Source organism: Brucella sp. TWI432, assembly GCF_039674445.1.
Taxonomy (GTDB): domain Bacteria; phylum Pseudomonadota; class Alphaproteobacteria; order Rhizobiales; family Rhizobiaceae; genus Brucella; species Brucella chromiisoli.
This window is the reverse complement of the sequence record NZ_JBDJNL010000002.1, coordinates 29,809-49,211: the sequence shown is the minus strand read 5'-3', so window position 1 is coordinate 49,211 and position 19,403 is coordinate 29,809. Positions and strand designations below refer to the sequence as shown.

Genomic DNA, 19,403 nt, shown 5'->3' with positions numbered 1-19,403 from the left:
CAGTTACACTGTCTTTATAATTTAGATACCCTTTATTTAGCCGCGATAAGCATACGAATACGCGTTCCCTGGCCGGGAGTGCTTTCTGCTTCAAGGGTACCTTGATGGATGGATACTATTTTGGAAACGAGATATAATCCCAGCCCTGACCCCTCAATCGATTCAGCGTTACTGCCTCTCATAAGTTTGTCAAATACACGAGGCAATTCATCTGGGCTGATTCCGCTCCCTTCATCCGAGACTTCAATTACAACTTCTGATTTCCTTAGGAAAACAGAGAGAAGTATCACGAGCTCTCTGTTTGGGTGGCTGTACTTTACCGCATTATCAATCAAGTTTGTTAAGGCCAAATCCAACATGTCAGGATCTGACTCAATCTTAATTCCCAGAAGATCGCTGCTTAAACTCAACCCTACCTCAACACCGTGCAGGTCTTTAGCACGCAGATGAACCTTCTGCACAAACTCCTGAACTTCGATCATTTTCATCGTCGGCTTATAAGATGGGCCCTGAATGCGGCTTCGGACCATATTTACCTCTAACAAATCAACGAGCCGAAAAATCGATCGGCGAATACGCGATATACGTTTCCGATTATCATAATCGTCTGCCGGCAATGCCAATTCGATACTGTCGACGCTCGAACGAATTGCCGCAAGTGGTGTCCGATACTGATGAGAAACAACCTCCAAAAATCTGACTTGAGAAAGTTGTGACTGAATTTCAGCACGTAAAGCATTTTCAGCAGCAGTTCGCGCCTTGACAAGTTCTTTCGTTCTTTCCTCAACGAGTCTCGCAGAAGAACGCTCAGCTGTCCTCGCCTGTCTTAAGGCGTCTTTATGTAGTTTGTGATTCTTGATCTCTAAATCACGCAATCGGACCGCAAGTGCCCCCGTAAGCAAAAGAGTCTGCAAAAGTATGGCCCCTCCATATGCATGCAAAGTCCAGTTTGGAAGCCATTGTACTCCCAGTCTTTGCAGCATGGTGAGAGTGGCGCCAACTCCCATCGTACAAAACGCAGCAGCCCGCAACTTGCTAGATGTACCCTCTTTATTAACTAGATATAAACTGCATAAAACAGTTACAAATACTCCCAAAATACTCAAAATAGATCCGAATGGTCCGAACACGACTGTATTGCCTGTTAGAGCAAAGCCAACGCCGACGATTCCGCAAAATGCCGTAAATAAATAGAAAAAACGTACTTTGGGTGCATAACGCCTCAGATTAAGGATTTGCATATAAGCAAGGGCGCTTGCAGCAAGCCCCGCCCACGCACTAACCCCAATAAAGGCATCATTACCCGTACCGGCCCCTTTAAACAAATAAATATGACTCAATCCTAGATTTCCGAAGTAAATCATTATGACGCCCAAAGTACTGAACGCGAGGAGTGGATATTCCGGCTTGCGAGAGAAAAAATAGAAAACAAGTTGCGTAAGCAACAAAATTGTCATTCCTCCAAACCATGTACCGTAAAGGAGACCCGTGAATACCGAATCCTGGCTGTTATTTTGCTGAACATCCAGATTCAAGTTCAACTGGGTAGCGGAATTTAAATTGACGACGTGAACGTATACAGTCGTAATCTTCCTCTGAGAGAAAGACACGGCGACCGCTGGATCGATCCCTGAAAGACCGTTCATAAGCAAAGGGCGATGATCACCGGCTTCGTATTTAACAAAATCGGAAACAGCCTGATCTCTTCCGGGCCTTGCGACGAATATATCCACAAAGTCGAGATAATTCGGCGTAACGCTCAAAAATCCCTCCCACGACGATTCACTGGGAATTGACAGCTTGACCCAGATTGCAGCTTTTTTGAAACCAATATTGAGGGTTGAGCTCGCTATTGGCTTAAACTCGCCTTGGTAATTACCGTGTAAAATATCGTCAAAGCTGAGCTTCGAATTTCCGTCAATCAGAACAGAGACGTGGCCTGAGAGTCGAGGAGAATAAGTCATTTCTTGCGCGGCAAGCTTGCCTATGCTGATAAAGTACATTAGCAGTACGAGAAAAAGAGCTACACAAGGATCACGCCGAGGAGCAACAACGATCATATGTTTGGTCTTATTTTGGTTCACTGCTCGATCTTTGTGGCTCTCCGCTATCTTCTCCATGGATACTTCCGAACCTTCATTTGAAAAATTGAAATCGTTAAACTGATACAGGCGAATGACGCTATCCGCACCAGATAAACAATCCTTGCAAATTATTCTCGTAGAGGATGACCTTGATTTGAGCCAAAGTCTCGCTGATTATTTGAGACTACGCCAGATGATTGTGACGGAAGTAGCTTCTGGACTAGAGTTCTACAAGGCGTTGAACAAGGGAACTTTTGATGTCGCAGTGGTCGACGCCAATCTGCCCGATACCAGTGGCTTCGATATAGTAGGGGAGCTTTCATCACTGAATACTATCGGAATCATTATGCTAACGGCTCGAACCGCACGCGAAGACCGTATAGATGGCTATAGTAGAGGTGCGGATTTGTATATGACAAAGCCTGTTGACGGGGAAGAACTCGGACTTGCGATTAATAACCTCGCGAAGCGGACCCGTACTAAATTGCGAGAACAAAAGTCGGATGAGGAGGATATACTTCGTTTTAGTATTTATGAAAGAGCATTATATAATTCCAAAAATCAAAAAGTGATACTATCTGGCCGTGAGGCATTAATGTTTGAATATCTCATATCGAATTCAGGCAGAACCGTTAGGAGAGACGAAATCAGTAATTTGTTCTCTGATGGTGAGATGAATCCAGATAGTAGGAGTTTAGACGCAGCACTTGCACGTTTGCGATCTAAATTCAAAAAATCTGGAATTCAATTTCCAATACAAATAGCACACGGATTAGGAATAAGAATAAACAAAACCATAATTTATTAAATTATTTAAATATATGAATATACCTAATCTCGTTACGAATTTTTTCTGCGAGTTTCTCACTTATATTGCGTTCGCACAGAAAGATACCGGCCCCCCTCCATTATTAAAGGTGGGATTACCATGCTACTTTGATGCTAAACCAATTTAGCTACAACATTCCGTAATGACACTTGCCAATGCGGTGCAGACCAGTTGAACACTTTCTGGAATTTTGCGGTCGATAAGCGTGAATTGGCAGGCCGCACAGCTTTGGTTGGATAGTCGGACGTAGCAATATCAATAACGGAGGCGGTTGGCCCACCGAGCTTGGCACTTTCATTAAATATTGCCCGTGCAAAGTCGCTCCAGTTTGTGTCGCCGGTACCCACCAGATGATAAACACCAAAAGCGGAAAAGTCCGGCGTTGCCGCCAAATGATCCGCCACCTGAATAATTGCGTCAGCGATATCGACCGCACTTGTCGGATTGCCCCATTGATCGGAAACAACCGAAAGAGTATCTCGCGTCTCTGCAAGCTTCAGCATCGTCTTGACGAAGTTTTTGCCGAACGGACTATAGACCCAAGCTGTCCGCAATATGATGTGGCGTGGATTCGTTTGCGCAACGAGATGCTCACCTTCAAGCTTGGAGCTTCCATAGACGCTGCGAGATCCGGTGACGTCCGTTTCAACATAGGGTTCGTCCGCGTCGCCCGCAAAAACATAATCCGTCGAAATATGAATAACAGGGGCGCCACAGGCCTTTGCCGCTTCAGCAACTGATTGTGCGCCAATTGCATTTACCGCAAGAGCCAATTCAGGCTCATCCTCAGCCAGATCGACCGCTGTGTAGGCCGCAGCGGAAACAACGAGGTCGGGCTTGATCGCCTCAATGGCACGATGCACGGTGTCCGGCTTTGCCAAATCCAGTTCCGGGCGACTCAACGCAATCACTTCCAGATCGGGTCGTTGAGCTGCCTTCTCAAGAAGGCTCTGGACAACCTGCCCTTCCCGCCCGGTGACGAGGATTTTCATGCCTTGGCCTCTTTTGCTGACGTGCTGCCCAGACGCTCACCAGCATAGGTACCGCTGCGGATTGGCTCCCACCACCATGCGTTATCGAGATACCATTCAATGGTTTTTTCCAGCCCGGTCTCAAAGCTCTCCTTAGGCTTCCAGCCAAGTTCACGCTCGATCTTCGACGCATCAATCGCATAGCGGCGGTCGTGGCCGGGTCGATCCGTCACGAAGGTTATCAGGTCAGCGTAGCTCTTGCCGTTTGCGCGAGGCCGTTTCTTGTCGAGAATGGCGCAAATCGTTTCCACCACATTAAGATTGGTGCGCTCTGCACGCCCGCCGATATTGTAGCTTTCGCCCAGCTTACCAGTGGTCGCAACCAATGCCAGAGCACGCGCATGATCCTCGACATATAGCCAGTCACGCACATTCGCCCCGGCCCCGTAAACGGGCAGCGGCTTTTCATCGAGCGCGTTGAGAATAACAAGTGGGATCAGCTTTTCAGGGAAATGGAACGGCCCATAATTGTTCGAGCAATTGGACAGCACAACCGGTAGCCCGTAAGTCTCATGCCAAGCCCGCACCAGATGATCGGAGGCTGCCTTCGAAGCCGAATAAGGCGAGGACGGTTGATAGGGTGTTTCTTCCGTGAAGATGCCGCTATCGAACGGCAGATCGCCAAATACTTCATCCGTCGAAATATGGTGAAAACGGAAGCCCGATTTGCGCGGCTCTGGCAACTCGCGCCAATAGGCGAGTGCTGCATTCAAAAGACGGAACGTCCCAACAATATTCGTTTCGATGAATGCACCAGGCCCATCGATTGATCGATCGACGTGGCTTTCCGCTGCCAGATGCATGACGATGTCAATTTCGTGGGCGCGCAAAGCTTCGAGCACGCTCGTGTCGTCGCAAATATCAGCCTGAAGGAAGCTGTAGTTCGGATGATTTTCAATCTGTCGCAGTGAAGCCAGATTCCCCGCATAGGTTAGTTTATCGAGATTGATGACATTGACCTTAGGATCGGCTGCGAGATGGCGGCAAACTGCTGAACCGATAAAGCCAGCACCACCCGTAACAAGAATATTCATATTATCCCTCAAGCAAAAACTTCAGCATCAGCGAGAAGTGGGGCTTTTTTATCCTTATCGGATAATTGCACACTAATTGTAGGAGCAGCCCAGTCGATGCCAATAGCTGGATCAGCAAAGTAGATCGAACGGTCATACTCCGGTGCGTAATATTCTGTGACCTTATAAACGACCTCAGTATCTTCAGTGAGTGTTATAAACCCGTGAGCAAAGCCCTTGGGTACGAGAATTTGGTTCCATTTCTCCGCCGAGACTTCCAGTGATACCCATTTGCCAAAGGTCGGCAATTTTTTACGAATATCGACTACAACATCGAGAATTGCACCGCGAATAACGCGCACCAGCTTATCTTGAGCAAAAGGTGGCAGTTGATAGTGCAACCCACGAACCACACCTTTTGCAGCAGAATAGGAGTGATTGTCCTGAACGAAACTCAGATTGATGCCGGCCTCTGCGAGAGCTTTAGCCTTGTATGTTTCGGAAAAAAAACCGCGATCGTCACCGAATTTTCGTGGAATTATCTCAAAAACACCGTCTAAACCTAAAGAGCGGATTTCCATTAATCTTTTCCTAACTCATCGACACGGCGACGCAAGTAAGCAGCATATTCAGTCTTGCCAAGCTTCGCTGCGCGCTCCAACACAGCTTCACTGCTCAGCCAACCTTTATCCAGCCCAATTTCTTCAGGGCAAGCGATCTTGATGCCCTGTCGTTTTTCAATGGTTTGAACAAATGAAGAAGCTTCATGGAGGCTGTCATGCGTCCCGGTATCGAGCCAAGCATATCCCCGCCCAAAACGCTGGACGTTCAACTCCCCACGTTCGAGATACACGTTATTCACCGTTGTGATCTCAAGCTCACCACGAGCAGATGGTTTGATCGAACGTGCGATATCGACGACCTGATTATCATAGAAATAAAGACCCGTAACAGCCCAATGAGACTTAGGCTTTTCCGGCTTCTCTTCAATTGATATAGCTTGTCCCGTCTTGTTATCGAATTCGACAACACCATAACGCTGAGGATCATCAACGCGATAAGCGAAAACTGTCCCGCCTTTCATAGGATTCGCAGAGAGACGCGACAGCTGTGAAAGTCCATCACCGAAATAGATGTTGTCACCAAGAATCATGGCTACACTGTCATCGCCGATGAATTCGCGACCAATAATAAACGCTTCTGCGAGCCCATTAGGATGGTCCTGTGCGGCATAAGAAAAGTTTACGCCGAATTCACTTCCATCACCAAGAAGCTTCTGGAAAAGCGGCAAATCATGCGGTGTGGAAATGATGAGGATATCCTGAATCCCTGCGAGCATAAGAACGCTCAGCGGGTAATAGATCATTGGCTTGTCATAGATTGGCAGAATCTGCTTGGAGACGGCGATAGTTAAAGGGTACAGCCTTGTACCACTGCCACCAGCTAGAATAATTCCCTTCATGCGATTTCACTTTCTAGCATCTTACTTGTCTCACATTGTTCATATAGACGCTTACTATGATCAAAATGATGGCGTCGCTTTGACGACAGTCGGACCGTGATGGAGTGATAAACTATCTATATGGCAATTAACCCCTTCAGCTTATCGTATTAATTTCAAAGCCGAACCATACCTAATGAACTGAGAATTAGAAGAATGATTAAGAGCGTTTCAGCTACAGATCAATCAACCAATAAGCAATCATTGCTGACTATTTCAATTGTTACGTTTAATCCTGATTTTTCTGAACTTAAAAAAACACTGAATAGCCTGAAAATAGCACTCAATGGGCTCGCAGATGAATCCTTCATGATCACAATTGTAGACAATTCTGTCAGCAATGAGGTTAGCTCATTTCTACTCCGCAACTATTCCGACTTGCCAATTAAATTAGTTCATGGGCAAGGCAACGTGGGCTTTGGTCGAGCTCACAATATTGCCATTCAGCACATAGGTGAATTTCACCTCATTCTCAATCCGGACATTCAACTTGATCCAGATGCGCTAGTAAATGCAATAGAGTTCATGAGAGCCAATGAACGTTGTGGACTACTGAGCCCACACGCATCATGGCCAAATGGGCAAAGACAATACCTTTGTAAGCGTTATCCGACTGTCTTTGATTTAATACTGAGAGGGTTCGCACCCCAAAAGATACGCTCGCTTTTTTCAGCCAGATTAGCACGATACGAGATGCAAGCTGAAACACAAGACGCCGTCTATTGGAATCCTTCAATTGTAAGCGGGTGCTTCATGTTTTTCAGGAGTACTACCTTAAGAAATACAGGCGGTTTTAGTAATAATTTCTTCCTGTATTTTGAAGATTTCGATCTTGCCTTGAGATCTGGCGAAATCGCCGACACTGCTTACGTCCCTACAATACGGGTAGTGCACACGGGCGGCCACGCCTCAAAAAAAGGTCTGTGGCACATAAGTGTTTTCATCCAGTCCGCAGTTAAGTTTTTCTATATAAATGGTCTAAAATTATTTTAATTTTTTCCAGAGTGCACTTGTTGACTGCATGGGGTTTACCGGAAGCTGTTTGGTTTAACTTATGCTGCCATGGCTGGCTCGCCCAGCATGGCGCAGCCTCGCTGTTCAGCTTCCACTGGGGGAATATTTCCAATGGGCTCAACAAGATGCCGGTGGTTGACCCAATCAGCCCACTCGAGGGTGACGAATTCAACGGCTTCGAAATTTCTTCATGCACCATACGGATGGCACGTTGGCGGACTTCAGATGAAAATTTATTCGCTGTCTTGCTCATACCGATCCCACTTTTTCAGAAGTTGGAGCATCCGGCAAAACCGTGGCGGTTTAAAGGGCACCTATCATAGATGCAGAACAAGACCACAAAAGGGCCTTATTCATTGATAACCACGGAGTTGACTCAAGAGCGCTATTTCTTCAATTACGCTATAACGCATTGGTAAAAAGATTATTCGAGAAAGTGGCAGTCGTGACGAATAGAAGATTGGCCCAGATAAAATCATGAGTACCGACATTTCTATAACAAATGCAACCCATGAGGTTGTGATCGCCGAGCCAACAAAGGGGGCTAGGGTCGCTCTTCGTGATATCTCGGAAGCTCTGTCAAAATATCGACTGGCTTTAATATTCGGATGGCAAGACGTGGCTCAACGGTATCGCCGTTCCCGTGTCGGTGCTTTCTGGCTGACTTTGAACATGGCCGTATTCATTGGCGCGCTTGGACTTATCTTTGGAACGCTTTTTCAAAGTGAGATGCGTGAGTTTTTGCCGTATCTGTGTGCAGGTGTTATCACTTGGGGATTTATATCAACGTGCTTAAGCGAAGGGTGCACAACATTTACTTCATCGGACGGCATAATTTTGCAAGTTCGAATGCCTCTATTTACGCATGTAATGCGGGCTATATGGAGGAATGTAATAATCTTTGCTCATAACATCGTTATTTTTCCTGTTCTTCTTCTGATTTTGGGTAAAATGATTAGCCTTAATGCGCTATGGGCAATTCCAGGGTTTCTTCTTTTGTGTTTAAATCTAGCTTGGATGATGCTCATTCTGGCTATTCTTTGCGCCAGATTTCGTGACATGACTCAGGTGGTCACAAACATTCTGCAAGTTTTGTTCTATGCTACGCCAATCATGTGGATGGTTAAAATTCTGCCCGATCATGTATCCAAAGCATTCATTGAATTGAACCCATTCTATCACTTTATCGAACTTGTGAGGGCTCCGTTATTCGGCTCGCCCCCATCTCTGCTGGATTGGACCTTTGGCTTTGCATGCGCGATATTCGGTTGGATAGCCGCAATCGTGTTTTTTGGACGATATCGTTGGCGCATAGCGTACTGGTTGTAGAAAATGAGTTTAATTCACCTTCAGAATGTTAGCGTCGAGTTTCCAATCTATAATTCGACAAGTCGTTCACTTAAAAACCGAGTCCTAAGCATCGCAACTGGCGGCAAAATTGAAAGACGCAGCGACCGTCTGGTCATTGTGCGTGGCCTGGATGATGTTTCGATGACTTTCAAGGATGGGGACCGGGTCGGACTGATCGGTCACAATGGGTCCGGGAAAACCACATTACTTCGTGTCTTGTCGGGGATATATACCCCAACACACGGAAGCGCGGTTATCAATGGCCACTGCGTTTCATTGATTAACATTAATCTCGGAATAGACCCAGATGCGACTGGAAAAGAGAATATTCGTCTACGCTCCGCGATGATGGGTATGCCACCTGAAGAAATTTCTGAAAAATTTGACCAGATCGCGGATTTTTCGGGCCTTGGAGAGTTTTTGGATGTTCCGTTCCGTACTTACTCTTCGGGAATGCAGTTGAGGTTGGCGTTTGCGACTTCAACGGCTGTTCGACCTGAAATCCTGATAATGGATGAATGGCTTTCAACCGGTGATGAGGATTTTAAAGAGCGAGCAAATGAGCGTATGCGCGAGCTTGTTGATTCAACTAAAATACTCGTTCTAGCAAGCCACTCAAAAGAATTGATGAAAAAGAACTGTAACCGAGTCATTTGGCTTGAACACGGGAAGGTTAAAATGGATGGGCCGCCTGACGAGGTTCTCCAATCCTACTTCGGCGAGTGATAGGATTGCGTCTGCATTTCTAAAATCCAAAACGTATCGAATAGAAATAAAAGGTAGTGTGCCTTGGCGTGCCATTTGGTAATGCTAAAAACTCATTTGGCATTTAAAGTGGATTACGCTTGCCCTCTATATATGCAGCGTGTGCAAGTAACTGTTAGCGCTGGAATCTTCCGGTGTGCGATTTTTCATTTCCATTGGAGAGTGTCGTATAACTATGTCAAAATTCTCTAGCCGTTTCAGACAGTTAACCAATGCGTTGCGCTATCTGGCTCGCGGAGATTTTTCAGGGCTGGCGAACCGCCTGAAGTGGTATGGGCGAGAATATTCTCATGTAAAATTGCGGCGGCGGCTCACAAATGGAAACGGCGTTGTGTGGGGCATTTTGTGCACCCCGCATACCTTATTTATAGCGCGCACAATAGCTGATCGTCTGGCAGTTCACGGGATCGAAAGTGAAATCTTGATGGGCTCTATAAAGAGTTTTAATCATGATTTTTATGTCGTTCTGTGCGCTCAAATGTTCAAACGTCTTCCACCGGCACACAAACGTGTCATCTTTCAGCTTGAGCAATCGGTAAGTTCAAGGTGGTTCACTAAAGAATATTTGAAAACACTCACAAGCTCTCTAGGTGTTTTGGAATATTCTCTGGAAAATATTGATTTTCTTTCAAAGAATGGATTGAAATATCCTAACGTGCATTATCTGCCTATAGGGGCATCGCAAGACGAGACATTCGGCGGCAATACGACACCCAAAAAATATGATTTTATTTTTTATGGCGATAGTTTGAGCAGCGAAAGAAGACGTGAATTTCTCAAAACGCTTCAAGAGAAATATACCGTAAAACTCTGCAATGATTTGTTTGGTCGCGAACTTTATGAAACTATTCAGGAAGCCAAGGCTGTCATCAACATTCATTACTATGAGGGTGCTTTGTTAGAGATGCCCCGCATATGCGAGTGTATTTCATTAGGCGTGCCAGTTCTTTCTGAAGGCACCAATGACCAGAGCCAATATCCAGAACTCGAAGGTGCGATAACATTTTTCGAGGAGGGCTCAATTGATAGCATGATGGCTCACGCGTCAGAGATGCTGAATAATATTGAAATGATAAGCAAGGCTGTTGCAGGTGCGGTGTCGGCCAGCGCGGCGCGTTTCAACTTTATGTTCGATCGCTTTTTGGTGGCCATTGGGGTTGTTCCAGCCAATGTTATTCTTGATAGACCGATATATTTAGCTCGGGAAAGTGCTTTTCTCGCCCTCTCGTTGCCGGAAACAATAGAGCGGCGCAACGCACTGGTTAAATCGCTGCCGGATGGTTGCGAATTGTTTGACGGTATCCGACACAATTTGGGCTGGATCGGCTGTGGTAGCAGTTTTAACGCCTTATCGCGCTATGCGCTCACAAATAAAATAGATCGGCTGACGATCATCGAAGATGATGCTGACCTTCCAGACGATTTTAATAGCATACTTCATGAGCTAAACGAATACCTCGACACACGGAAAGAGAACTGGGATATTTTTTCGGGTTTGATGGCTGATGTTCATCCCAATGCAGAGGTTTTATCTGTTGATCAGTTTGGTGGACGTACCTATGTCACCATCGACAAAATGACCAGTACTGTTTTCAATGTATATAATAAAAGCGCGTTGAAACTCTTGTCACAGTGGTCCCCCCTCGATACCGATGCTGTCACGAATACAATTGACAGATATTTGGAGCGTCAGAAAGAACTTCGGGTCGTTGTGGCCTTGCCGTTTATTGCTGGACATAAGGAAGATGCAACGTCAACTCTTTGGGGCTTCGAAAACGCGCGATATTCCCCAATGATAGCAGAAGCCCAGCAGAAAATAGAAACATTAGTGGATAATTGGCGGCTTTCACAGCAATGAATTTGAGGTGCTTGTTCAAGCTTCATCAGAAGCGAGCCATATTTCATACATTATAATGCCTTTCTCATACGCCTTTTTTTGAAAGCAATTTTCAACCAACGCAACGTTGTGCAGCCATAATCATATGACATAGGACGTGCAAACCGAATACGGCAGTAGCTATTGGTTGCCAATACAATAAAAAGCGGGAGGATTGGCAATGAAGGCAAAGATCAGAGCAAGGACACGGGATGCGTAATCATTCGGAAGAACAAATCCCAGACGACAAACACGACGATATGCGGTTGGTTCTCGAAAATGAAAGCCTACAGTCCGTTGTGGATATTTTGATTAAGAAGATAGCCGATCAAGAATTCAGCTTCAGAGAAAGCCTCTCAAACAGTGCTGCTTGGGGGGCGACGCAAGAACAGCGGGCGGTACAAGCAGTTTCACGTTTACAGGCGATCGAGAACAGCCTTTCTTGGCGTGCTGTTAAAAAACTTAACAGCACACTTGATAAGTACCCATTACTAAGCAAATTTATTAAGCGAAGCATAAAGCTATTCATTTGGACTGTTAGGGGGCAGCTTCCTGCTAAGTTAAGGCAGTTCAGAGAAGCTAGGAGACTTAATCAAGCCGCAACGAAGGATAGCATATCTGCAAACGATTACCTGGCTTCAGGTCCTTTTTGGAGTAACCAGACAACGCTGCCCTTAATGCTATTGGATAAAATTATTTCTTTTATGAAAGAGTTCGGACCGGTTAATCTGGTTCTAGCAATTAATTTTTATGCAGGAGGTGGAGCTGAATCCGTAGCACTAGACTACGCGAAGGCTTATGCCGAAGGTAACTCTGATGGTTCGGTAATAATCATTTTGACTGACAACGGTCCAAACCGAAAAACACCAAAACTTCCAAGCAATATAATGGTGGTTGATTTGAGGGCTGAAGCAGCAGACATAAATACGCGTGAGGATTATCTATTCCTGCTATTGCGCACGCTACCGCTGAAAACATTTCATATTGTCAATTCAATATTAGCATACAATCTTCTGAAACGAGTTCCCGATGCGTTTATATCGGAAATAAACATGATAGCGAGTGTTTTTTGCTTGCAGTTTGATTCCACCGATGACACGAAAATCATAGGATACGGCCGGGATTTTCTTCCGGAGAATATCGATAAAATTGACTGCATTGTCACAGATAACCACATGTTTGCTGTTGAAGGCCCTCTCCGATTAGGAATCGGAGATCAAGCCAGTAAATTTAAAGTGGTTTACAATCAATCAAAGCTCGATCTGACTATAAGTATAGATGCATCGCTAGATTTATTAAATACCCGTCTTATTACGAAAAAGGCTAACTCAAGGCTTACAGTTCATTGGGCTGGACGTTTGGATAGGCAGAAAAGACCCGATTTGCTTGCGGCAATTGCAGAATTAACAGAGGATTTTTGTGATTTTCAAGTTTTTGGCGGCTCGGTTGTCGATGGGGATTACGAAGTTCAACTTAGAGAGCGAAGCAATATAAGCTTGTGCGGACCATATACAAGCCCCACTGAATGGGATGCTGTGGGCAAAGGTAACGTCTTCCTTTTCACCTCGCGAGAAGAAGGCATGCCCAATGCTCTCATTGAGGCGTCCTATTTAGGCTATCCGATTGTTGCTTCTAATGTTGGTGGAGTTGGAGAGCTTGTAAGCTCTGAGACGGGTTGGCCTATAGATAAGTATGCTCCAGCTGCAGATTATGCACACGCATTAAGACAAGTATTTCACGATCAGATAGAAGCTAATAAACGAACGGAGCGGCTTATTAAACTGGCACACAGCCGTCATAATAAGCAATCCTATCTTAAAGCTCTTGCAGAAATTCCTGGATATGAAAGAGCATAGTAATAACATGACCACTGTTAGCGTGATTATTCCTTATTATAATCAAGGGAAATATCTACAATCGGCTGTGCAATCAGCGCTGTCCGCTTATGAAGGGGATATTGAGGTGCTTGTCGTCAATGATGGCAGTACTGAAGGGCATGCAAACCATTACTGCAATCAAGCCCAAAATCTCGACCCACGAGTTCGGATTATTCACAAAGAAAACGGTGGGCTTTCTTCGGCGAGAAATGCCGGCATTTATGAAGCCAAAGGTACATATATCCAATTCCTTGATTGCGATGATGTTTTGTTGCCTGGAAAAATCCAGCGTCAGGTAGGGCAGTTGCAGCACTCCGGAGACAGGCTCGTTTCTATATGCGGCTATTATATTTCGAACGAGTGGATGGGGGAACTGCAGGATGAAACGCATTCGATAAACCGATTTCCATTTACACTTGAAAGCTTCCTTTTTGGATGGGAACGCGGATTTTCAATACCGATTCATTGCGGATTATTTCATCGTTCTATTTTCGAGGGCCTGCTTTTTGAAGAAGAGCTTTATGGAAAAGAAGATTGGGTTTTTTGGTCTACGCTAGCCGGCAAGCTGTGGAATGGTTTTATTTACTGCCCGTTTATAGGTGTCATTTATCGCTTACACGGTAACGGCATGACAAGATCGCTCAATAAAATGGGGGAATCTTGGCTACAGGCATCCGAAATACTGGACAAACGCTTCGCGGCTCAATTTCCAAAGTTTGCGACCGCATCAAACGAATGGCATCAGAAATTCTATCGAGGCAGCAGACTGCCCGACGAACAAAAAAAACAAATCTCTACCAAAAGACATGTTTCAGCGGAAAGCCAGAAACAACAAAGCCCTGCTGATTGCTCGAAACCAAGCGTCACTTTAAAAAAGGAGAGCGGGTCTTTAAAGGATATCGATCCCCTTATCTCGTTTGTCGTTCCAGTCTTCAACCACAGAGCTTACTTGAAGCAATGTATCGACTCCCTTATCCATCAAAAGACCAAAATTCCGTATGAGGTCATTGTTGTCGATGACCGATCTAATGAGGTTGGCGTAATTGATGCTCTATGTGGCATGGATACTGGGTCAATACCTTATAAAGTTTTTCAAAATGATGAAAACTATGGTATATCGATTACACAAAATTTGGCAGTTATGCAATGTAAAGGAAAATATATCGCCTTTGTAGACTGTGATGATTATGTTTCGAATACAGTTATTGATAGGGTATCTGGCATAATATCTGAAACGTCTGCAGATTATATTTTTACCGATAAGGATCATGTAGACGAAAACGGAAAGCTTATATCACGCTTTAATTACGGCGGATATCCGTGGCTTGCGCCCTCGGCTTCAATCGAAAACGATATTTTACTTGGAATGGTGGCTTCCCATTTAAAGGTTATCCGACGGCAGTTCTACTTGGAGCTTGGAGGATGTGATAATAATTATTCAGGAGTGCAGGATTGGGATCTTGCATTGCGAGCCATCGGAAAAGGCAAGTTCCATTACCTCAACGCATCATTGTATAACCATCGTATCCATAAAAGCTCCGTCACAAGTTCGGGATCTGTTACACAACTCTGGATGACAAACGTTTTGCGTAGAAAATATCTGGAAAAATTTAGCAGCGATAACAAGGTGTCAATGATGATTGAAATAAACATCATCAAAACCAAAGACATCGCGCATATATCTAATCTTTTCAAAGAAGGCGTGCGTTATACTTATAGAACAAACGATTATTCCCTTTCAAGCGAGCAGATAGGTATGTTGCGAGAATTTAATACATTCTTCGACAGAATATTGGTTTCACCGGGAGATGCTGCATCTTTGATGGGGTATGTATGGAATCACCGGATTATTTCAGAGCACGCACACGCTGATAGTGGGTCGGTAAATTACCACGGGAATTAATGAGGTTTAAAAGTAAAATTCTCTCGGCAATATGATTGAGGAGATTTCTATGAGGACAAGCACATTTACCGAACCGCAAACTCTTACGATCCTACGTCAGGCGGTGAGCAGGACCAGAGAATAGGAAAGCATCGAAATTTTCGGATGTGCGGAAGGTGTTGATTCTCAAGACTGGCGGCGAAAGCGAATCAGCATGTGTCATAGCTCTGTGCCACAGTTAAGTGCACATCCGGCGAATATGAGAATATTGAAGAACTCCACCTGTGTGGAAAGAGAAGAAAAATCAATATGCGTATGATTTTTCTTGTGACTCATGGCTGGGGCGCCTGGATTCGAACCAGGGAATGCCGGTACCAAAAACCGGTGCCTTACCGCTTGGCTACGCCCCAACGTGTTGGTGTGGATAGACTCTCTCTCTGAAAAACTCAAGTGCCTGTTTTTTATTTGAACTTTATTTTTTTACAAGGTGATTACGTCGATTGATCGAACTGCTGAGGGAGCAACCCCTCCACTCGCAGGCTTTACTCAGAACATTTGGATAGGCCCCTCCCTTGAATTGGGGATCAGTTTCCAAGGCTACATTCGTGTAATGACTTCCAATGGGACATCTCCCCTCGCCCATTCAACTGGATGCGGCAGTATACTATGATCTTAGCCAAGGAACACATTGTCAGATTACACCTTCAAACGCTAAGCGACTGAAATAGCCCTCACGGCAACTGGCATTATTGTTTCGTGATTGTCGTTTAGCAGGGCCTGTCACTTCACGTCACATGATACACCCTCCCCAATCGGTCGGCCGGATGCCTGCCAAGAACCATCACACCAACCAGCCTTTTCTGGCTTTCAGCATAGATCTGTCTGCGTCTGGAATTTCGTTCTCTTCCCAATTATAAATAGACAAAAGATTGCCGTAATTTGAGCAAAAATAGAACTATTCGAAACTGGGGGCTTCCTATGTCACGCTCTGCATACACACCGGTTCAGAAGTTTCTGCACTGGTCAGTATTTTTTCTCGTCCTTTTTGCCTATCTCATAACTTTCGGTGAGGATTTTTATCCTCGGGGATCTCCGGAACGTGGCACTATATGGTGGTTGCATATTTCCGTTGGGCTTCTGCTGCTCGCCTTTGTGGTCTGGAGGATTATCACCAGAGTTTCGATAGGCACACCCGCACTGCCTGATACGATGTCGCCGCTGGAGAAAACCGCAGCGAAATTCGCACATCACCTGCTTTATGCTCTTCTAGTTTTGATCCCTGTAATAGGCATTTGGCTTGCCGAGCTTAGAGGCAACGAACTTTCTTTCTTTGGAATCTTCACTATTCCTCAGTTTTTGGTTCCAAATAGAGATCTCGCTGGAACGGTGAAGGAAGTTCACGAATTTCTTGCGAATTTCATTCTTATTGTCGCTGGCATACATGCTCTGGCTGCACTTTGGCATCAATTCTACAAAAAGGATGATGTTTTGAAAAGAATGCTTAAGTGAAAGAACTTTAGCGAGAGGATTGGCACCGCCCGGCGATCCATTAGGCGCCGGTCGGGGCTATGTTCACCCGCTTATTCTTACTGTTATCAAGCCCCTTCCAACGCCGCTGCTGCGAGCGTTGCAGCACGTCATTTTTCTTCCTTCTTGGAAAGTTGCCCCAGCCAAATTCTACGGCGTAGACTCATAAACTGATGCACCAGATGCGGACAGCGATGAGTTTGACAGCAGCCAGGAAATTGGCCGGGTTTTTGTCGTAACGTGTTGCAATGCCGCGATAGTGCTTGAGGCGGTTAAAGAAGCGCTCGACCAAGTTTCTCTGGCGATAGACCCATGGCGAGAACGCAAATACGTCCTTACGGTTTGATTTGGGAGGAATATTGGCCCAGATTTTCCGTTCCGCTGCGGTCTTCCGGATCGTATCGGTATCGTATGCTTTGTCCGCAAGCAGCGTGCCGCCTTCTTTGATGCATTCTAAGAGCCCCTCAGCCTGTGAACAATCAGCGGCCTGTCCACCTGTCAGGCAAAGATTGATCGGACGGCCTTCTGCATCAACAATCGCGTGGATTTTGCTTGTGAGGCCGCCACGGGAACGTCCCATGCAACCATCGTCGGCATCCCCTTTTTTCCTGTGGCCCCGTGCTGGTGAACGCGGACACAGGTACTGTCGATCATCACAATATCACCGTCATAGGCTTGAGAGACGGCCTCCAGCAGTCGATCCCAGACACCAGCACGTCGCCAACGAACGAACCGGTTGTAGCAAGTCGTTGCAACACCATAGCGCTCAGGGATTTCAGACCATGACGATCCTGTGCGGAAGCGCCATAGAATGCCATTGAGTACCATGCGATCATCGACGCGGGGCACACCACGCGGTTTGCATGGCAACAGCGGCGCAATAATCGACCATTCGCGTTCTGTAAGTTCATAGCGGCGACGTGACATCAAAGACCTCCAAATCCGAAACCTTTGAATCACTAATCCATTCAAATAGCTAGACTATTTATAAGTGCACGGCCTAGCCGAACGCGGTATCGTTGTCGACCATACGACTGCGCCAATGACAGCCAGTCGCCCTTTCAGATCTTTACGGAATTGACAACACAAGTATATCCAGACATTCGCACATATGAAGCCTGCTGAAATTTAGAGACAGACTCCCGGAACCACATGGCTCCCGGCATTTTTTCATGCGGCAGATGAAACTGCCGCTTTATGCTTAAAATGGATAATGCTGTTTCGGATCTTCAACCGTCAACCAGCGCAGATCAGTAAATTCTGCGATGCCAGCCTTGCCACCAAAGCGGCCGTAGCCGGAATTTTTGACGCCGCCAAATGGCATTTGTGCTTCATCTCCAACGGTCGGGCCGTTAATATGGCAAATGCCCGTATCAATTTGATTGGCCATCGCCATGGCTCTTTGCAGATCATGCGAGAAGACCGCGGAAGAGAGACCATATTCTGAGTCATTTGCCACAGAAATGGCTTCTGCATCACCATTAACACGGATGATCGGCTTAACAGGGCCAAAGCTCTCTTCAGAATAAATTCGCATTTCTGGCGTAACATGGTCAATCAATGTTGCGCTCACGATGGCACCATTACGGGTGCCCCCTGCCAGCAGCTTGCCACCCTTTGAAACGGCATCAGCAATCAGCTCATCCATTTTTTCGCCAGCGCCCGGAGTGCACAGGCCACCCAGAACCACATGTTCGCGTGGATTGCCCGCAGGCAGCTGAGCCGCGCGCGCGGCCAAACGGCTTGCAAATTCATCGGCAATGCTGGCATCGACGATCAAGCGTTCCGTTGACATGCAAATCTGGCCCTGGTTCATGAAACAACCAAAAACAGCCGCATTGACTGCTGCATCAATATCTGCGTCAGCAAGGACAACAAATGGTGCCTTGCCACCCAGTTCAAGCAGGGCGGGCTTTAGTTCTTCACCCGCAAGACGGCCGATGATACGACCAACTTTTGTGGAGCCGGTGAAATTAACGTGGCGCACAGCCGGCGCGCGGATTAAGGCTTCAACGAGCACAGCCGCATCTTCCGGCGCATTGGAGATCACATTCACAACACCTGTCGGAAAACCAGCCTCAGCAAAGCAGCTGCCGATCAGATGATGGGTGGCAGGGCAGAGTTCTGACGATTTCAGAACAACAGTATTCCCACAGGCAACCGCCATGGCAACTGCACGCGTACCAAGAATGACAGGCGCATTCCATGGGGCGATGCCGAGACACACGCCTTTGGGACGATTGACTGCCATTGCAAGGGTGCCGGGCTTGTTTGACGGGATCACTTCACCACCGATCTGGGTGACGATCGATGCCGCTTCGCGCAGGATATTGGCTGCAAGTGTGACATTGAAGCCGATCCAGGGGGCGGTTGCGCCGGTTTCTGCGATTGCGGCGGCGATGAATTCAGGTGCTTTCGCGTCCATAATATCAGCGGCACGGTTGAGCAGTTTGCGCCGTTCACCCACCAGAGTTTGCGACCATGCAGGAAATGCTTCAGCCGCAGCCGCAACCGCTGCCAATGCATCCTCAACCGAGGCGGCTGCCGCGGTTGTTGCGACTTGGTTTGTCACCGGATCACGGCGTTCAAAACTACGATTTCCTGTTGCCTTTAGCGCGGCACCATTGATCAAAAGGTCTATTTTCATTGGTTTT

Annotated in this window: 14 protein-coding genes, 1 tRNA gene and 2 pseudogenes; 8 read left to right on the top strand and 9 right to left on the bottom strand. The window is 46.3% G+C overall.

What is annotated here, in order from left to right:
* Positions 1–32: 32 nt before the first annotated feature.
* Positions 33–2,120: a sensor histidine kinase gene (locus ABE527_RS05340; protein ID WP_499696354.1), complete on the bottom strand. Its 2,088-nt coding sequence runs from the start codon at positions 2,118–2,120 to the stop codon at positions 33–35.
* A gap of 55 nt (positions 2,121–2,175) precedes the next feature.
* On the opposite strand from ABE527_RS05340, the gene ABE527_RS05335 reads away from it, so the two are divergent.
* The gene (locus ABE527_RS05335) at positions 2,176–2,892 is read left to right on the top strand and encodes a response regulator transcription factor (protein WP_499693915.1); all 717 of its coding nucleotides are present in this window, start codon (positions 2,176–2,178) and stop codon (positions 2,890–2,892) included.
* Between the two features lie 134 nt (positions 2,893–3,026).
* On the opposite strand, the gene rfbD is transcribed toward ABE527_RS05335, so the two are convergent.
* The 4 genes from rfbD to rfbA are packed head-to-tail and all read right to left on the bottom strand — an operon-like array spanning position 3,027 to position 6,419.
* Entirely contained in the window at positions 3,027–3,905 is an 879-nt protein-coding gene (gene rfbD, locus ABE527_RS05330) for a dTDP-4-dehydrorhamnose reductase (protein ID WP_499696353.1), read from the bottom strand.
* A complete protein-coding gene (gene rfbB / locus ABE527_RS05325) occupies positions 3,902–4,978 on the bottom strand; it encodes a dTDP-glucose 4,6-dehydratase (protein WP_499693917.1) in 1,077 nt (358 codons plus the stop codon). Before rfbB ends, rfbD begins: the two co-directional genes overlap by 4 nt.
* An 8-nt stretch (positions 4,979–4,986) precedes the next feature.
* Entirely contained in the window at positions 4,987–5,538 is a 552-nt protein-coding gene (gene rfbC / locus ABE527_RS05320) for a dTDP-4-dehydrorhamnose 3,5-epimerase (RefSeq protein WP_499693918.1), read from the bottom strand.
* On the bottom strand, positions 5,538–6,419 hold the full coding sequence (rfbA, locus tag ABE527_RS05315) for a glucose-1-phosphate thymidylyltransferase RfbA (RefSeq protein ID WP_499693919.1): 882 nt from the start codon (positions 6,417–6,419) through the stop codon (positions 5,538–5,540). Before rfbA ends, rfbC begins: the two co-directional genes overlap by 1 nt.
* A 195-nt stretch (positions 6,420–6,614) precedes the next feature.
* Here rfbA and ABE527_RS05310 point away from each other — a divergent pair, with 195 nt between their 5' ends.
* Positions 6,615–7,451, top strand: coding sequence for a glycosyltransferase (locus ABE527_RS05310; protein WP_499696352.1), 837 nt, complete (start codon positions 6,615–6,617; stop codon positions 7,449–7,451).
* 59 nt (positions 7,452–7,510) lie between these two features.
* Here ABE527_RS05310 and ABE527_RS05305 read toward each other — a convergent pair.
* Positions 7,511–7,660, bottom strand: a pseudogene (locus ABE527_RS05305) (IS3 family transposase); the annotation flags it as partial.
* Positions 7,661–7,949: 289 nt separating this feature from the next.
* Between ABE527_RS05305 and ABE527_RS05300 the strand changes: the two are divergent.
* From ABE527_RS05300 to ABE527_RS05280, 5 genes are all read left to right on the top strand, one after another.
* Positions 7,950–8,801 (top strand): ABC transporter permease, encoded by an 852-nt coding sequence (locus ABE527_RS05300; RefSeq protein WP_499696351.1) that lies wholly within the window; start codon positions 7,950–7,952, stop codon positions 8,799–8,801.
* A 3-nt stretch (positions 8,802–8,804) separates the two neighbouring features.
* The gene (locus ABE527_RS05295) at positions 8,805–9,548 is read left to right on the top strand and encodes an ABC transporter ATP-binding protein (RefSeq protein ID WP_499693922.1); all 744 of its coding nucleotides are present in this window, start codon (positions 8,805–8,807) and stop codon (positions 9,546–9,548) included.
* Positions 9,549–9,762: 214 nt separating this feature from the next.
* The gene (locus ABE527_RS05290) at positions 9,763–11,445 is read left to right on the top strand and encodes a methyltransferase type 11 (protein ID WP_499696350.1); all 1,683 of its coding nucleotides are present in this window, start codon (positions 9,763–9,765) and stop codon (positions 11,443–11,445) included.
* Positions 11,446–11,675: 230 nt separating this feature from the next.
* Positions 11,676–13,319: a glycosyltransferase gene (locus ABE527_RS05285; protein WP_499696349.1), complete on the top strand. Its 1,644-nt coding sequence runs from the start codon at positions 11,676–11,678 to the stop codon at positions 13,317–13,319.
* Between the two features lie 7 nt (positions 13,320–13,326).
* Positions 13,327–15,243 (top strand): glycosyltransferase family 2 protein, encoded by a 1,917-nt coding sequence (locus tag ABE527_RS05280; RefSeq protein ID WP_499693925.1) that lies wholly within the window; start codon positions 13,327–13,329, stop codon positions 15,241–15,243.
* A 314-nt stretch (positions 15,244–15,557) separates the two neighbouring features.
* Here the strand turns inward: ABE527_RS05280 and ABE527_RS05275 are convergent.
* Positions 15,558–15,632: transfer RNA gene (locus tag ABE527_RS05275), tRNA-Gln, on the bottom strand.
* A 568-nt stretch (positions 15,633–16,200) separates the two neighbouring features.
* On the opposite strand from ABE527_RS05275, the gene ABE527_RS05270 reads away from it, so the two are divergent.
* Entirely contained in the window at positions 16,201–16,731 is a 531-nt protein-coding gene (locus tag ABE527_RS05270) for a cytochrome b (RefSeq protein WP_499696348.1), read from the top strand.
* 181 nt (positions 16,732–16,912) lie between these two features.
* Here the strand turns inward: ABE527_RS05270 and ABE527_RS05265 are convergent.
* Positions 16,913–17,676: pseudogene (locus ABE527_RS05265) on the bottom strand (IS5 family transposase).
* Between the two features lie 274 nt (positions 17,677–17,950).
* Positions 17,951–19,396 carry an aldehyde dehydrogenase gene (locus ABE527_RS05260; protein ID WP_499696347.1) on the bottom strand — a complete coding sequence of 482 codons (1,446 nt, stop codon included), beginning with the start codon at positions 19,394–19,396 and terminating at the stop codon, positions 17,951–17,953.
* Positions 19,397–19,403 lie beyond the last annotated feature (7 nt).

What these genes read in the sequence shown, in the direction of transcription:
- ABE527_RS05340 (WP_499696354.1), bottom strand. Translation starts at nt 2,120, where the DNA reads ATGGAGAAGATAGCGGAGAGCCACAAAGATCGAGCAGTGAACCAAAAT.
- ABE527_RS05335 (WP_499693915.1), top strand. Translation starts at nt 2,176, where the DNA reads ATGACGCTATCCGCACCAGATAAACAATCCTTGCAAATTATTCTCGTA.
- rfbD (WP_499696353.1), bottom strand. Translation starts at nt 3,905, where the DNA reads ATGAAAATCCTCGTCACCGGGCGGGAAGGGCAGGTTGTCCAGAGCCTT.
- rfbB (WP_499693917.1), bottom strand. Translation starts at nt 4,978, where the DNA reads ATGAATATTCTTGTTACGGGTGGTGCTGGCTTTATCGGTTCAGCAGTT.
- rfbC (WP_499693918.1), bottom strand. Translation starts at nt 5,538, where the DNA reads ATGGAAATCCGCTCTTTAGGTTTAGACGGTGTTTTTGAGATAATTCCA.
- rfbA (WP_499693919.1), bottom strand. Translation starts at nt 6,419, where the DNA reads ATGAAGGGAATTATTCTAGCTGGTGGCAGTGGTACAAGGCTGTACCCT.
- ABE527_RS05310 (WP_499696352.1), top strand. Translation starts at nt 6,615, where the DNA reads ATGATTAAGAGCGTTTCAGCTACAGATCAATCAACCAATAAGCAATCA.
- ABE527_RS05300 (WP_499696351.1), top strand. Translation starts at nt 7,950, where the DNA reads ATGAGTACCGACATTTCTATAACAAATGCAACCCATGAGGTTGTGATC.
- ABE527_RS05295 (WP_499693922.1), top strand. Translation starts at nt 8,805, where the DNA reads ATGAGTTTAATTCACCTTCAGAATGTTAGCGTCGAGTTTCCAATCTAT.
- ABE527_RS05290 (WP_499696350.1), top strand. Translation starts at nt 9,763, where the DNA reads ATGTCAAAATTCTCTAGCCGTTTCAGACAGTTAACCAATGCGTTGCGC.
- ABE527_RS05285 (WP_499696349.1), top strand. Translation starts at nt 11,676, where the DNA reads ATGCGTAATCATTCGGAAGAACAAATCCCAGACGACAAACACGACGAT.
- ABE527_RS05280 (WP_499693925.1), top strand. Translation starts at nt 13,327, where the DNA reads ATGACCACTGTTAGCGTGATTATTCCTTATTATAATCAAGGGAAATAT.
- ABE527_RS05270 (WP_499696348.1), top strand. Translation starts at nt 16,201, where the DNA reads ATGTCACGCTCTGCATACACACCGGTTCAGAAGTTTCTGCACTGGTCA.
- ABE527_RS05260 (WP_499696347.1), bottom strand. Translation starts at nt 19,396, where the DNA reads ATGAAAATAGACCTTTTGATCAATGGTGCCGCGCTAAAGGCAACAGGA.